The 14,852-nt window shown below is 48.2% G+C and carries 12 protein-coding genes; 9 read left to right on the top strand and 3 right to left on the bottom strand.

The genetic code is table 11. From position 1 onward, the window contains the following. Nucleotides 1–13: 13 nt before the first annotated feature. From OXH39_20205 to OXH39_20185, 5 genes are all read left to right on the top strand, one after another. Nucleotides 14–745, top strand: a complete 732-nt coding sequence (locus OXH39_20205) for a hypothetical protein (protein ID MCY3552788.1) — start codon at nt 14–16, stop codon at nt 743–745. A 78-nt stretch (nt 746–823) separates the two neighbouring features. Further along, nucleotides 824–1,660 (top strand): phytanoyl-CoA dioxygenase family protein, encoded by an 837-nt coding sequence (locus OXH39_20200; GenBank protein ID MCY3552787.1) that lies wholly within the window; start codon nt 824–826, stop codon nt 1,658–1,660. Nucleotides 1,661–1,690: 30 nt separating this feature from the next. Beyond that, entirely contained in the window at nt 1,691–3,301 is a 1,611-nt protein-coding gene (locus tag OXH39_20195; GenBank protein MCY3552786.1) for a sulfatase-like hydrolase/transferase, read from the top strand. A gap of 80 nt (nt 3,302–3,381) precedes the next feature. After that, nucleotides 3,382–4,992 carry a sulfatase-like hydrolase/transferase gene (locus tag OXH39_20190; GenBank protein MCY3552785.1) on the top strand — a complete coding sequence of 537 codons (1,611 nt, stop codon included), beginning with the start codon at nt 3,382–3,384 and terminating at the stop codon, nt 4,990–4,992. Nucleotides 4,993–5,006: 14 nt separating this feature from the next. Then, nucleotides 5,007–6,101: a lactonase family protein gene (locus OXH39_20185; GenBank protein MCY3552784.1), complete on the top strand. Its 1,095-nt coding sequence runs from the start codon at nt 5,007–5,009 to the stop codon at nt 6,099–6,101. 68 nt (nt 6,102–6,169) lie between these two features. Here the strand turns inward: OXH39_20185 and OXH39_20180 are convergent, their stop codons facing one another. Further along, nucleotides 6,170–7,786, bottom strand: coding sequence for an arylsulfatase (locus OXH39_20180; protein ID MCY3552783.1), 1,617 nt, complete (start codon nt 7,784–7,786; stop codon nt 6,170–6,172). A 145-nt stretch (nt 7,787–7,931) separates the two neighbouring features. Here OXH39_20180 and OXH39_20175 point away from each other — a divergent pair, with 145 nt between their 5' ends. Beyond that, nucleotides 7,932–8,534, top strand: a complete 603-nt coding sequence (locus OXH39_20175) for a CDP-alcohol phosphatidyltransferase family protein (protein MCY3552782.1) — start codon at nt 7,932–7,934, stop codon at nt 8,532–8,534. 35 nt (nt 8,535–8,569) lie between these two features. Here OXH39_20175 and OXH39_20170 read toward each other — a convergent pair whose 3' ends face one another. Together OXH39_20170 and OXH39_20165 are read right to left on the bottom strand one after the other, a co-directional pair. Beyond that, the gene (locus tag OXH39_20170; protein ID MCY3552781.1) at nt 8,570–11,299 is read right to left on the bottom strand and encodes a DUF3857 domain-containing protein; all 2,730 of its coding nucleotides are present in this window, start codon (nt 11,297–11,299) and stop codon (nt 8,570–8,572) included. A gap of 34 nt (nt 11,300–11,333) precedes the next feature. Further along, on the bottom strand, nt 11,334–11,672 hold the full coding sequence (locus OXH39_20165; protein ID MCY3552780.1) for a nucleotide pyrophosphohydrolase: 339 nt from the start codon (nt 11,670–11,672) through the stop codon (nt 11,334–11,336). Between the two features lie 305 nt (nt 11,673–11,977). On the opposite strand from OXH39_20165, the gene OXH39_20160 reads away from it, so the two are divergent. The 3 genes from OXH39_20160 (at nt 11,978) to OXH39_20150 (ending at nt 14,847) form a co-directional block, all read left to right on the top strand. Next, nucleotides 11,978–12,718, top strand: a complete 741-nt coding sequence (locus OXH39_20160; protein ID MCY3552779.1) for a phytanoyl-CoA dioxygenase family protein — start codon at nt 11,978–11,980, stop codon at nt 12,716–12,718. A 97-nt stretch (nt 12,719–12,815) separates the two neighbouring features. Then, nucleotides 12,816–13,826 carry a hypothetical protein gene (locus tag OXH39_20155; GenBank protein ID MCY3552778.1) on the top strand — a complete coding sequence of 337 codons (1,011 nt, stop codon included), beginning with the start codon at nt 12,816–12,818 and terminating at the stop codon, nt 13,824–13,826. Nucleotides 13,827–13,830: 4 nt separating this feature from the next. Further along, a complete protein-coding gene (locus OXH39_20150; protein MCY3552777.1) occupies nt 13,831–14,847 on the top strand; it encodes a cobalamin-independent methionine synthase II family protein in 1,017 nt (338 codons plus the stop codon). Nucleotides 14,848–14,852 lie beyond the last annotated feature (5 nt).

The following is a 14,852-nucleotide window of genomic DNA, read 5'->3' as shown; positions in this document are numbered from 1 at the left end:
GAGGTTTTAGCGTATGGAAACCTATAGTTTGTCACAGTTGTCCGAGGAAACACTCAGGACACTTGTAACCCTCCGCATACAAGTAGGTGTATCTGACAAATGGGAGAACATGCAGAAGTACGGATTAACGCCCGCAGAGGATACCCAAATTGACTATCTCAAATCAATTTTGCGAGAACGGGACTTGGTGGTGATGAACGAAGCCACACTCTGGGCGCGTGCTATCTACCCACTTTTGGTATTAGCAGAGCAGACTTATGTTCAAGCTTGGGCGGGCATCCCTCTGAAAGCCATCTACCCTTCTTTTCAACTCGAAGGTGAGGCGGATGGTGCGCTCGCACCCGCTGCAGCAGGAAAGCCGCAACAGCCCTATCTCATTGTGCATGAGGCAAAACGCGGGATTCATTCATCCGATCCACAGATCCAACTCTACGGTGAAATGCTCGCTGCCGCATGGCTCAATTGGACAAGTGGAACAAATTCGCAACCAACTAAGACTGCATCTATAGACAGTCAAGAAATTTTTGGGTGTTACACTGTCTCTGAAAGTTGGACGTTCGTTCATGGCACCGTTGATGGCATTAAAACAGAAAAACCGACGTTTACCGTTGAATTTTCGCAAGTATATAATGGGATTTTTGAAGCTGAATGCATCGTTCAGATTTTGAAGGCTATTGTCGCCAAGCAATTGGAATACCATTCCGGGGATTTTGCAACAACTGACAGCGTTTCTGGAGAGATTTAAACGGAATGGCCACGGTTTCATTTAAAACTTATAGAAACCTGGGGAACGCAACTGCAAATTGTCTAGGGAGAGACGGTTATGGAAACTACTACTATACTTGATTCACTTTTCCGATTGTCTGGTCCATCGCAAGCGGATATCGATTCTTTCCATAACGAAGGTTATATCGCTTATCCAGATGTATTCACGGACGATGGAAGAGAAGGTCTGATCGAGGAAATCACGCAGCGTTTTGAACCGACGCGTCAGTATATTGAGGCACTGAACAACGGCGACGCACAAGAACGCTCTTACTTTATTCGTCCATGGAACGATCGCGGTGAATACAGTGATCGGCTTATTGACGACCCCTTCATTACGGCATTGATATGCGCAACTATCGGAGACGCGTACCACTTCTGCCACTCCGCACTCAACATCGCCCCCCAAGGGATCGGTCCACTTGGATTCCACCAGGACCATCACCATTGGAAGCATGAGAATCCCATTAACCTCGCAGAGCGTGACAATTACTATATACAGATTCTATACTATCCGAACGGTTTTACACGCGGCGATCGAAATCTCAAAGTTATCCCCGGCAGCCACAAGGTGGCACCGACGAAAGAGGCAACACCAGAACGGATGCTCGCAGGCGATTTCGACGAAGAAGCTGGACGCAAACTTGAAGAGAAACGGCTTGACTTGCCACCGGGTAGCATGGTTTATATTAACGCCCGTATTTTCCACGCGGTGGAGGCGAAACCTGTGGATTCCGCGCAGCTGTATCGCATCTTCGCCATAGATATCTTTAAAGAGGCAGGACCGCCGCATCGCTACACGCAGGAAATCCCTGGGGAATGGATGGCGCAGGCAACACCGTTCCGCCAGAAGTTATTTGATCGCGAGGCGTATACAGAGGGATGTTGGCACTAAAACATTAAATCACTGCAACAGGGAGTAAGAATGAGCACACCAGATCGTCCGAATATCCTTTGGATATCTTTAGAAGATACAACGCCGCGTTTCGGTTGCTATGGCGACCTCATCGCCCGTACCCCAAATATTGACCGCCTCGCTGCAGGTGGATGTCGGTTTCCAAATGCCTTTTCAACAGCCGGTGTCTGTTCACCAAGTCGTTCCGCTATTATCACCGGTATGTATCAGACTTCCATTGGAACACATCACCATCGGACAACGCATACACACGAAAGTACACCTGACCTACCTACGCCGTATTCTGTTGTTCCGCCACCTTATGTGAAAACCTTCACCGAATACCTGAGAGGGGCAGGCTATTATTGCACCAACAATAGTAAAACAGACTACCAGTTTACACCACCTATCACAGCGTGGGATGACAATAGCAATCAAGGGCACTGGCGAAATCGTGCGGAAGGGCAACCCTTCTTTTCCGTTTTTAACCCAATCGTTACACACGAAAGCGGTATGTGGGAAAGGGAAGATCGTCCACTGACTACGAACCCAGATGACGTGGAATTACCTCCTTATTTACCAGATACACCTAAAGCTCGTGCCGCATTGGCTCGACAGTACGATAACCTCGCCACTGCTGATGCACGTGTCGGAGAGTTGTTAGATCAACTCGAAGAAGATGGACTTGCAGAGAATACTATTGTTTTTCTCTGGAGCGATCACGGTGAAGGACTCCCACGCGGTAAACGTTGGCCCTATGATGCGGGGATCCGAATTCCGTTGATTGTGCGTTGGCACGAAGAACTTAATCCAGGCAGTGAAAGTGATCAATTGGTGAGTTTGATTGACCTCGGTCCCACTGTGCTTTCGTTATGTGACGTTCAAGCACCGCAGCACCTACAAGGGCAACCCTTCCTTGGACCACAAAAAGTAGAACGTGAATATATTTTTGCGACGCGCGACCGCCTTGATTTATCGTATCACATGTTGCGTGCTGTACGCGATAAAAAGTATAAATACATCCGAAATTATTATCCCGAAAAATCGTATCTCCACTGGGATCCTTACCGCAATAGCCATCCCGTGATGCAGGAGATGTGGCGACTTCATACCGAAGGCAAATTAGAGGGAGACCAATTGGTCATGTTCCAATCACCGTGCCCCACTGAAGAACTCTATGATGTGGAAAATGACACGTATGAACTCAACAACTTAGCAGAGAATGCAGCATACGCAAATGTGCTTAAACGGATGCAAGAAACGTTGACAGGATGGCAAACGGAATTCGGGGATATGGGGAATATATCTGAAGAAGAAATGGTGGCGACATGGTATCCTAATGGCACCCAACCACAAACGGCATCACCACTTTTCATTCCGATTAACGCGTCTAACTCCGGCGTGGAGCCTGCTCATGAAGATGGAGAATGGGACGCACCGCTGCTTCTGCAACTCTACTGTTCAACACAAGGTGCCTCAATTGCGTATACAACCGAACAAGGTCAAGATGTCCGATGGCAGTTGTATACAGAACCTTTGCGTTTACCGAAAGGCGAAACCGTTATAAGAGCAAAAGCAATTCGGATCGGGTACAAAGAGAGCGACGAAAAATCTCTAAAATTCACAGTTTTAGACAACTAAATGCCCCCTGAATGCTTGGACGACCTTATTGACTTAAACCGCTGTTTGAGGTATAATCTTGTCAAAAATAGGGAGTCATAATGAACACACCAGATCGCCCGAACATTCTTTGGATATCTTTAGAGGATACAACACCGCGATTCGGTTGTTACGGAGACCCAATCGCCCGCACGCCAAATATTGATCGCCTCGCTGCAGGCGGATGTCGGTTTCCGAATGCGTTTTCGACCGCTGGTGTCTGTGCACCCAGCCGTTCCGCAATCATCACCGGCATGTACCAGACCTCTATCGGTACACACCACATGCGGACGACACATACGAACCAAAACACGCCTGATATGCCAACACCGTATTCCGCTGTGCCGCCGCCTTACGTCAAAACATTCACCGAATATCTCAGAGGCGCGGGCTATTACTGCACGAACAATAGCAAAACCGATTATCAGTTCACACCGCCAATCACAGCATGGGATGAGACTAACAACACCGCGCATTGGCGAAATCGTGAAACGGGACAGCCTTTCTTCTCCGTTTTCAATCCGGGCGTTACGCATGAAAGCGGGATGTGGGAACGCGAGGATCGTCCGTTGACCACAACCACGAATCCAGATGATGTGCAGTTACCCCCTTACCTACCCAACACGCCGAAAGCGAGGCAGGCGTTAGCGCGCCAATACGATAATCTTGCAACTGCCGATGCACGCGTCGGTGAACTGTTGGATCAGTTGGAGGAGGATGGGCTTGCAGAGAATACCATCGTCTTCCTCTGGAGCGATCACGGTGAAGGGCTCCCGCGTGGAAAACGGTGGCCCTATGACGCTGGCATCCGTATACCGTTGATTGTCCGCTGGCCCGGCACGCTGAGTCCCGGCAGTGCCACAGAACAGCTGGTGAGTCTGATTGACCTCGGGCCAACGGTGCTTTCGCTCTGTGGCGTGCAGGCACCGGAACATCTGCAGGGACAGCCTTTCCTCGGTCCACAGACGATTGAACGCGACTATATTTTTGCGACGCGCGACCGCTACGATGAATCCTACGATATGGTCCGCGCTGTTCGTGATAAACGGTATAAATACCTCAAAAATTATTATCCCGAAAAACCGTATCTCCTCTGGATCCCCTATCGCAATCGGCACCCAGTCATGCAGGAGATGTGGCGGTTATATGCAGCAGGCGAATTGGAGGGCGATCAAGCGGTGATGTTCCGTTCCCCACGCCCCGCTGAAGAACTCTATGATACCGAAAACGACCGATATGAACTCAACAATTTAGCAGCGGACCCTGAACATCAAGATGTACTGGAACGGATGCGCGGCGCATTAACAGGGTGGCAGTCCGAATTTGGAGACATGGGAAATATACCCGAAGAGCAGATGGTTGCAACGTGGTACCCTGATGGTACACAGCCACAAACGGCAGCTCCGATTTTTATTCCAATTAACGCCGAACATCCCGGCACAGAGGTCGCGCATAGGGTGAGTGAATGGGTAGCTCCGCTTGTTTTACAACTTCACTGCTCCACGCAAGGGGCATCTATTGCCTACACAACGGAGCAAGGAGAGGAGCCTCATTGGCAGCTGTATACCGATCCACTACGTCTACCAAAGGGCGAAATAAGCATAAGAGCGAAAGCGATTCGCATTGGTTATCGTGAAAGTGAAGAGAGAACGATTCATCTAAAAATTTCGTAAGGAGATTATTGATAATGGCGCAACAGAATAGCCAGGACTATTTCGTTTATGTTGGCACCTACACGCATGGAAACAGCGAAGGGATTTATGTCTACCGCTTGGATGGCGCGACTGGCGGCTTGGAATACAGTAGCAAGATAACAGGCGTTGAAAATCCCTCTTTTTTGGAGATACACCCAAGTGGACAGTATCTCTTTGCTGTCAACGAACTTGGTGAGTTTGAAGGCAAAGATAGCGGCGCGGTCACGGCATTTTATATTCACAAAGAAACAGGGGAACTTAGTTATCTCAACCAGCAAGCAACTGGCGGTGGTGCCCCGTGTCATCTGAGTGTAGATGCTACTGGTAAATGTTTACTCGTGGCGAATTATGGCGGTGGAAGTGTTACTGCTTTCCTGATAGGGGCGGATGGTAGACTCAGCGAAGCCTCTGACTTCGTTCAGCATCAGGGATCCAGTGTTAATCCACAGCGGCAGATGGAACCCCACGCGCATGCAATTATGATCGATCCGGGCAATCGGTACGCCTTCTCACCCGATTTGGGGCTTGATAAAGTACTCATCTATCAATTGGATGCGAAAAATGGGACGCTTACGCCTAATACGCAGCCGTGGGTACGGGTGCAGCCCGGCGCGGGCCCCCGTCATTTCGATTTTCATCCGAATAAGCAATACGCGTACGTGATTAACGAGATAGATTCTACCTTCACCGCTTTCCGGTATGACGCGAGTGCAGAAACACTCACTGAATTTCAGACAATCCCCACCCTTCCCGATGATTTTGATGGCACCAGCCATTGCGCTGATATTCACGTCCATCCTTCTGGGAAGTTCTTGTATGGTTCAAACCGTGGGCATGATAGTATTGCTATCTGCGCGATTGATGAAGAAACGGGGATGCTCAGTTCCATCGGTCATGAATCAACACAAGGACAGGCACCGCGGAACTTTGGACTGAATCCGGAGGGGACCTTTCTCTTTGCTGCCAATCAGCAGACAGATACGGTCGTCACGTTCGCAATTGACGCTGAAACTGGCGAATTGAACGCAACAGGCGATGTAGCAGAAGTGCCGACACCGGTCTGTTTGAAGATGTTGGCGTGTAGTTAAGTCGCTTTGCAGGAGGTGGTCACCGTGTCTAAACGATAACAGTTAGGCATGGTGACCTGTCTAAACATTTACCGCTGCTGCCGTTGTTGTCTCCGTTGTTCCTGGAGTTTATCCCACGGATAGATAAAACAGCGATCTGCCCAGTCTTGGTAAAGTCCTGTAAGTTCCTTTACTTTTTGCGGATGTTTGTCGGCGAGGTTGTTAATCTCTGTTCGTTCCGCTTCCACATCATAGAGTTCCCAATCACCGGGGAATTTGCAGACCAATTTCCATTTCCCTTGCCGGATAGCGCAGTTGCCTTCATGCTCCCAATAAAGCACCTCTTTACCGTTGTCTTTATCATCGAAAATCGGCACTAAACTTGTCCCTTCTAATGGCAGAATTGCCCTCGTGTTAAACAGTCCGTTGTGTTCTTCGGGGTAAGTTGCGCCTGAGACTTCAAGGCATGTCGCCATGATATCCGGTAGTTGACCGGGCTGATGGCGTAGTTCGCCTTCAGACTTTATGGCATCCGGCCAATGCGCGATGAGCGGTGTAGCGATACCGCCTTCGTGCACCCAATGCTTGTATTCACGGAACGGTGTATTGGAAAGGTTCGCCCACGGAACGCCGTAACTCTGATAGGTGTTTTCGGGACCAGGCATAATACTTGGGTCGTTCCCACGATAGACAGGTTGTCCATCGGAAGTTGTCTCGGTACTAATGAGTGAACCCGCGTCGCGCCTCGCTGGAGGACCACCGAGCTCCTCAGCACAACCACCGTTATCAGCTAAAAATAGGATTAGCGTGTTGTCAAGTTCACCTGTCTCTTCCAATGTGTCGATAATCTGTCCAATGCCCGCATCCATACGGGTGATCTGTGCAGCGTAGACCTCCATGCGGCGTTGATTCCACGCTTTGTATTGCGCCTCGCTCCACGGGGGCTGCGACGGATCACGCGCGGTAAGCTGCCACGCCTCATCTAAAATCTTCATTTCTCGCATCCGAGAGAGTCTCTCTTCCCGAAGTTCATCCCATCCAGCAGCAAAACGTCCATTGTAGAGTGCAATGTCCTCTTCATGCGCGTGCAGGGGCCAATGCGGTGCCGTGTAAGCAACGTATGTAAAGAATGGGCGATCAGGTGTTTTCTCAGTATGATTACGGATAAATGTCGCTGCTTCATCGCTGACAGCGTCTGTGAAGAAGTAGCCTTCCGGGAGTTCATCGTGTTGGATGCGGGTGTTGTTTCGCGTCAGAGTGTTCGGTTTCCAGAAATTCGCGGCACCCGTGATAATCCCATAGTATTCGTCAAATCCACGCTGACAGGGCCAACTATGTTTGGGTCCATCAGCACCGGTATGTCGAGAGATATGCCATTTACCGCTCATGTACGTGCCGTAGCCTTCTGAACGGACGGCATCAGCAATAGTTATACAACGGTCATTAAGGTCTCCGCGATAACCTTCAAGTCCATCGTCACCCATCATGTGTCCCACGCCTGTTTGGTGTGGGTGTAGTCCAGTAAGCATAGACGCACGGGACGGACAGCAGCGAGCCGTGTTGTAGAACTGTGTAAACCGAAGCCCATCGGCTGCAAGCCGATCCAGATGTGGCGTTTGGACTTCGCCACCGTAGCAGCCTAAGTCGGAAAAACCCATATCGTCGTTCAAGATAAGGACCATGTTAGGTTTTTTATTCTCGTTCATCAAATAAATACCCCTTTCGTTTGCAAAATTGATGTTGTTTTTGAAGGTTTAGTATGTTACCATTAAAAGAGTGACGCTTAGCCTGAAAATATACAGCCTTTATAAAAGCAGATAAAATGCCTCATACATTCTTGGAGGTAAAATCATGATTGCGAATTTGATTACACTCTTCCGCCTGATTCTGGTTTTCGTTGTGATTTCCCTCTTTGGGCATCACCTTTATTTAGATATTTTACTCGTCGCGCTGATCGGCTTAATTCTGTTCCTCGATGCAGTTGACGGCTATGTTGCCCGTAAACTGAACCAAACATCCGATTTTGGTGCCCTATTTGACATCGTTGGCGACCGAATTGTCGAATGCATTTTCTGGGTTTATTTCGCCGTTGTTGGGTTGATACCGTTCTGGATACCAGCCGTCGTGATTGCACGTGGCTTCTTTACAGATGGCTTGCGGAGTGCGGCCTTTGCGCAAGGCAAAACTGCCTTCGGTGAAAACACGATGATGACCTCTAAATGGACGCGCGCACTCACGAGTTCGAGATTGAGCCGAAGTGTCTACGGCATCACGAAAACTATTGCTTTTATCTATCTCGGTAGCGTTATTGCCTTCAAAAATTCCGGTGTCTATCCGGAATTAGTTGTCGGATTGGAATTGGCGGGCGTAATCCTATCTGCTATAACTGTCGCTATGTGTCTAATTCGTGGGCTTCCTGTCATAGTCGATGGTTGGAAGTACGTCAAGGGTTAACGCTACGCTTGAACATAGGGAAAACCGAGCAGCCCTTATTTTCGGGACATAGAACTATAGCCACTTGTATTTAGCAGCAAGTGGCTCCCATCCTCACTCGCAAGCGCAGTAAAAAACGGTTTCGCCTCAGCGTAAGCAGCAGCTGGTAGGATTCTGTTCTTAAGAGTAAATATTAACTGGTAAGTGAGAATGTTATCAATCTGTCGGTACTGCCGAGTGAATTCCGCACTTTCTATAGTATGATGGCTATCTTCCGGCACGGCAGCCTTCCATCCGTCTGGAATGCGGATACGAACCGTCTTTTCAATTTGCGTTGGATAACCGAAATCCAACGAATACATACGTTCCTCCTTAGCAAACGCTTCAGCATACTCCCCGAACTCATCAATTGGTAAGGGCAATAACATACTGTTTTCCAAAGGTGTTGCGTAATTCTCAACACGAAAACCGAGTCTGATTTCTACGGGTTCGTTAAGCTCGTTGAGGTCAGACATGTCATACCACTCTATCTGGATCCCCGGAAATTGCCCGCTGAGTTCAGCCGCCAAAGTACCTTTCAAAGCACCGGATTGTATCTGTTGGTATGCCCAGCGGGTGTTTAGGTTATATTGCCCACTTGTTTGAATATGGAGTGTTCCCTCCACGGTGCCTTGGTTGTTCAGCGTCAAATCTGTTGCGCTTACAAGCCTATTGGATTCAGATGGGAAAATAGGTGTCTCCACAAACTCACCATGTGTATCGGTAATGAGAAATCCCATGCGTCCTTGTACATTATAAGGCAGGTCGCCGTAACTACAAGTTGACGAGGTGGGATCTAACCAGATATAGGTGTTGTCCGCTGTCGGGATTGCAGCAACCATGTGATTAAACTGATTGAGTGATGGAAGTTCCGTATCAACGCGTTCGTATGGTGAGACACTAATCAGAACAGGATAGGCTTTGATGCCGACGAGATCCAGCATTGAAATCAGAAGCGTTGTCTTGTCTTTACAGTCGCCGTATTGCATCTGAAAAACTTCGATGGCAGGTGAGGGTTGGTAAGCACTCTGACCGAGTTCAATACCCACGTAACGAATTTTTGCGGCAACAAAATGGTAGATGGCGCGTATTTTCGCGGCTTCCGTTGTTAGATTTTTGGTTAGCTGCTGGACTTTTTCCTCAATGTGAGTATCCGGTGTGTATCTCCCCTTCGCGAGCTCTTTATACCAAGCGTAAACGTTGTTCCAGTCTGCAATCGATGAATAACGCAGGCGTGGAACGACATCGTTGATATGGGGCATACCTTCTTCTGCTGTCAGCGCAGGTGTTTCGCCATATTTCCAGATATAGACAACGGTATCATTTTCTGTGTAAGACACTTCAGGTTTTTGTGGCGTTGTGCCTGACATCGCGTTGGCAATCTTCCACTGAAGGTGCCACGTTTTAGGTATCCGAAGTGCATAACTCGTTTCAAGGGTTGCCTCCGTTGCCTGAAAATTGTATCCCCCCGTAATCCATGTCTCGCCGCCAGGCAGTTTATCTTCAAGCGTTACCTGATATTCAACGCAAACTCCCGGTGCAAGCCCCACCATAGAAATCACTTTCCACATCGCGTCGGAATAGAGGTTTTGTGCCAATAACCCCGGGGGCGTTACGTCATTAAATGCCTCTTCAGGCGGTTGCAGCACCCTGCCGTCTGCCGTCATTGTTCTCGCTATGTTAACACTTATATTTTGCGCAGCGGGTTGGTAAGGGATGGCAATATCCCCATATTTTTGGATGCCTCTTTCGGTAAGAATTTTAACGACTTGATGTGTCGTATAGCGCGACTGGCCTGTCGGCAAAATATCGTGACTGAAATGGTTAAATAGAACAAGGGTATCAGCGTCAGGATAATCGTTTGCGTCCGGCGCGTTCGCGATGATATGCTCAACGTCTGGATGCAGGAGGGTAACAGGCTGGACATCAACAATCTGCGTTGAACTAAAATTCTGTTGGGCGAGTGTTTGAAGCCGTGTCAAGGCGAGCAGATTGTCTGGAGCAATGTCTAAGAGTTGTTTGTATTGAAGCTGCGCCTCAAAGTAACGCTGTTGGTCTTCATAGATTGCAGCGAGTTGTTCTCTCGCCCAAACATCGGTTGGAAATAATCGAGTTGATTCTCGGAACTCTGCAATAGCCTCCCCAATCTCACCGCGCTCCAAGTAGATTAACCCCAAATAATTGTGCAAATTTTCGCTTTCAGGGCGTTCACATCTCGGATCAAGCGACAGTGCTCTTTGGAGCACCTCAAGTGCCTGATCGAAACGTTGTAGCTGCTTGTAAACTAAACCGAGATGATTCAAGGCGTAGAGGTTATCCACCGAAACACCAAGGACTCGCTCATAGTATTCGGCGGCTGCTGCGTAGTCCCCTAATTTTTCAGAGATGTATCCAGCGTAATTCAGAGCCGTGATATTGTTCGGCTCCAGTACTAAAAATGTTATGAATGCATTGCGTGCGTTTTCGTACTCTTCAAGCTGGAAATATATCTCTGCGATTTTGCTTTGTACATCACTGGAATCCGGACGAATTGCAACAGCAGCTTTGTAAGCCGTAAGAGCTCCTCGTAGATTTCCCTGTTGTAACTCGTTGTTACCAGTCTCAACCTGCTCTCGCCACTCACGGTTCCGCTCGACCAGCGGATCGACTACTGGTGGAGCAGGCTGACTTTTCGGAAAAATCGCGCATCCACCGATGACAAAAAGGAGAATAAGAATCAAAAATATGTGGATTTTACGGAGCGTCATTGTCTATCTCCTTCGGCGGTTCGGTGTCCGGCACTCAGTTTTCTAAAAGTTTTGGATTTTTGCTGTGCCGTTCCTTATCTCGCCGCGTCTTTTTCTCCATTGACTTTTTGAATGCATCCTCAAGTTTGATCCCGGTTTGATTTGCAAGACAGATAAGTACAAAAAGAATATCTGCCATTTCCTCACCAAGGTCCAAGTCCTTCTCATTTTCCTTGAAACTCTGTTCCCCATATTGGCGCGCCATAATCCGGGCTAATTCCCCCACTTCTTCCATGAGAATAGTGGTATTGGTTAACTCCGAAAAATAACGGACTCCAAAGGTGTGGACCCAGTCGTCTACGAGTTTTTGGCAATTTTCGAGTGTATACTCCATACCAGTTTTAACTCCGTTTGATAGTGCATACCTAAGACTTACAATGCGCGCAATAATCCGCTTTGCAAGCGTGGTAATCCTTGCAAAGGGATAATACGTAATCAATCTCTATATATTTTAGCAGGGTTCGCGACGAAAGTAAACTTTTTTCTCTCAACTCTCGTTGAAGTGCACAATTTAGATTGTAAATCGCTTGATTTTTCTCGAAGTGTGTTGTATACTTTATACTTATAAATGCACAGCCTATTTAGGAAGCGGATCTTTACCATTCAGCGATTACGCTCGGTGGGCAAAGGAGAAATCGGATGGGACTTACAAATAAAGAACAGCAGTTTTATGAAACAAACGGTTATTTCTTGAAAAAAGGGCTTGTCTCTGCAGAAGACATTGCACTAATTCAGGAAGAAATCATAGATATACACAACCGTATGGCAGAACAACCTACTGATGGAATTGGAATTTCTTGGGAAGTTTATGATTCGGACGATCATCCACCGCGTATCAAACAGTTAATGCACAGCGAGTTGGTAAGCCCGACGCTCAACCGCCTGCTTCGTTCTGACGATGTGCTGGATATACTGGAAGTTTTGATGGGTGAAAACATCTCGCTCTACCACAGCAAATTGCTTCCGAAGGCAGGCGGGGACGGGACATCTATCCCGTGGCATCAGGATTACGCCTATTGGAAAAATGAGAACAACAAACCGGTCATGATTAATTGCCAATTGGCTATTAACGAGGCAAACCTTGAGAATGGGTGCATTCAGTTTGTTCCCGGCAGCCATAATTGGGGCTTGCAGGAACACGAACGGAAACATCAGACGTTTGGCGTTTTCCTACCCGGACATTATCAAGAACGGGAAGATGCAGTCGCTGTTGAAATGGAACCCGGAGACGGTGTTTTCTTTAATGCGTTGATTATCCACGGCTCGGCACCGAATAATTCACCGAATGATAGGTTGATGAACACCTTCGCTTACAATGTGACGGGAAACGGAGAAACGCAATCTCGTGAAGTTTTACGTGGGAAACCTCTTGACGCGTGAAAAAAGTGAGTGTATTGATCTAAAGACACTTCCCAGCGAACCTGCCACCGAAATTTACGGCGACTGTGTAAAAAAGTTGTATCTGGGGAGAAATACCATGAAAATCAAAAACCTAATAAATGCTTGGAAAATCCTCTGGTTTCTGCTTATTGGTGTTGGGTTAGGTTGCGGGAGTTCCGACCCGCGTCACACAGACTTCGCACCGAGGATTTTAGCCTTTGAAGCAGAATCAGATATAGTTTCACCGGGGGAAAAGGTGGCAATCCGTCTGGAAGCTGCAGATCTTGAAGGGCACGTTTTATCATACACCTGGTCAACCACGGGCGGTGAACTAACGGAAAACGCATCCGGTGCACTCTGGCAAGCACCGCAAACTGAAAAAAAATATCAGATTGCGGTTACAGTAAGCGATGGCGAAAACACAACAACAAGTACACTTGACATCCAAGTGTGGCGGACCCGACCGGGAGACTATTATCCGTTGGCGGTAGGAAATATTTGGCACTACAGCGACGCAAACGGTACCAAGATCACGTTCGAGATCGTAGATACCATCCAGATTCAACGAGCAGGCGGAGAAACTATCGAGAGTTTCGTCCTCCAGAAGTCCAGCAGTGGTGAGGGTTTGGAGAATATTGTCAACTATTCTTACCTCGGGACGCGCCAGGATGAAAAAGGTGAGGTTTCAGCAATTATACAGCACGCGCAGAATACTACATCTGGTACAGGTGATACGATTCTGTTTGTGCCGTATCTGCCGCTATACCAATTCCCGCTCATACCGGGGGACAAATGGGAGGTCAACTTCCAAGCACAATTGGTTCCTGAACTTTTCCCGCTCGGTGGTGGACTCGACGAATTTGAGGTAATATCGGAAGAAACAGTGTCCGTGCCAGCTGGAACTTTCAAACATGTCTTCCAAGTTCAAGAGTCATTCCGTTGGGGTTTCGACATTGAAAATCAGGACATTCCACTTGACATCACTGTCGTGAAAAAGTGGGTCGCGCCGGACGTAGGTATTATCAAATTTACGCAGTCGCAAACTCGCGGTGATGAGACAATTGATACCGTTTTTGAACTTGAATCCTTTGAGTTAGTCGGAAATTAAAACTGTGAAAAATACAACAAAAAAACCAGAAATTTTAACCACAACTGTCGGGTCTTATCCCGTCCCAGCGTGGCTTCTGTCTATGCCAACAGAACAGACCCTCCTCGATGCGACACGAGTCGTCGTCGATATCCAGCGGCAACGCGGCATTGATTTGCCGACGGATGGCGAACTCTACCGTTTTGATCCCAACCACCCAGATACCAATGGGATGATTGACTATTTCATCCGCCCGCTCTCTGGTGTGAGAGCAGAAGTAGGACGACAGGAATGGCATGAATTTAGGCAGATGCAGACGATGTCGTTTCGGGCAAAACCCGCAGGAGTTGTTGAAGACGCGCTGAACGAAGGCACGTTAAATCTCGTTTCTGATTGTGAGCGCGCTATAGACGTTGCCGGCAAGGATATTAAATTCACGGTGACAAGTCCTTACATGCTCGCACGAACGCTGTTGGATAAACATTACGGTGACTTTGATAGATTGCTCACCGCTTTGGCGGAAGTCTTAGCGGCACAGGTGCGAGAACTGGATTGTGCCTGCCTCCAAATTGATGAGGCAAACATACCGGGGAACCCCCAAGACGCGCCCCGCGCCGCCGAGGCGATTAATATTGTCCTTGATGCGTTTAACGGGGAAAAAGCGGTTCACTTCTGCTTTGGCAACTACGGGGGTCAGGTTATTCAAAAAGGGACCTGGAGTGCTTTGATCGACTTCTTGAATACGCTCCGGTGTGATCACTTGGTTTTAGAACTGAAACACCGTCCTGATACAGATCTTGAGGCACTCAAGGCGGTCACAGATATCGTCCTCGGTATCGGTGTGATTGATGTGAAAGTCAATCCAGTTGAAACCGCCGATGATGTGGCAGCCAGCATAGAGACTGCAGAAAAGATGTTGGGCGCAGGACGTATTGGTTGGGTGCATCCGGACTGCGGCTTTTGGATGCTCCAACGTTCGGTGGTTGACCGAAAGATAGAAGCACTCGTGCAAGGCAGGGATAAATACTTAGGTCTCGCATAATGAAA

The sequence above is a fragment of the Candidatus Poribacteria bacterium genome, from assembly GCA_026702755.1.
Taxonomy (GTDB): domain Bacteria; phylum Poribacteria; class WGA-4E; order WGA-4E; family WGA-3G; genus WGA-3G.
Note: the sequence above shows the minus strand (reverse complement) of the source record. Positions and strands in the feature narration are given on the sequence as shown.

Coding starts and splice junctions, on each gene's coding strand:
- OXH39_20170 (MCY3552781.1), bottom strand. CDS start 11,299: ATGACGCTCCGTAAAATCCACATATTTTTGATTCTTATTCTCCTTTTT.
- OXH39_20160 (MCY3552779.1), top strand. CDS start 11,978: ATGGGACTTACAAATAAAGAACAGCAGTTTTATGAAACAAACGGTTAT.
- OXH39_20185 (MCY3552784.1), top strand. CDS start 5,007: ATGGCGCAACAGAATAGCCAGGACTATTTCGTTTATGTTGGCACCTAC.
- OXH39_20205 (MCY3552788.1), top strand. CDS start 14: ATGGAAACCTATAGTTTGTCACAGTTGTCCGAGGAAACACTCAGGACA.
- OXH39_20165 (MCY3552780.1), bottom strand. CDS start 11,672: ATGGAGTATACACTCGAAAATTGCCAAAAACTCGTAGACGACTGGGTC.
- OXH39_20175 (MCY3552782.1), top strand. CDS start 7,932: ATGATTGCGAATTTGATTACACTCTTCCGCCTGATTCTGGTTTTCGTT.
- OXH39_20195 (MCY3552786.1), top strand. CDS start 1,691: ATGAGCACACCAGATCGTCCGAATATCCTTTGGATATCTTTAGAAGAT.
- OXH39_20180 (MCY3552783.1), bottom strand. CDS start 7,786: ATGAACGAGAATAAAAAACCTAACATGGTCCTTATCTTGAACGACGAT.
- OXH39_20190 (MCY3552785.1), top strand. CDS start 3,382: ATGAACACACCAGATCGCCCGAACATTCTTTGGATATCTTTAGAGGAT.
- OXH39_20200 (MCY3552787.1), top strand. CDS start 824: ATGGAAACTACTACTATACTTGATTCACTTTTCCGATTGTCTGGTCCA.
- OXH39_20155 (MCY3552778.1), top strand. CDS start 12,816: ATGAAAATCAAAAACCTAATAAATGCTTGGAAAATCCTCTGGTTTCTG.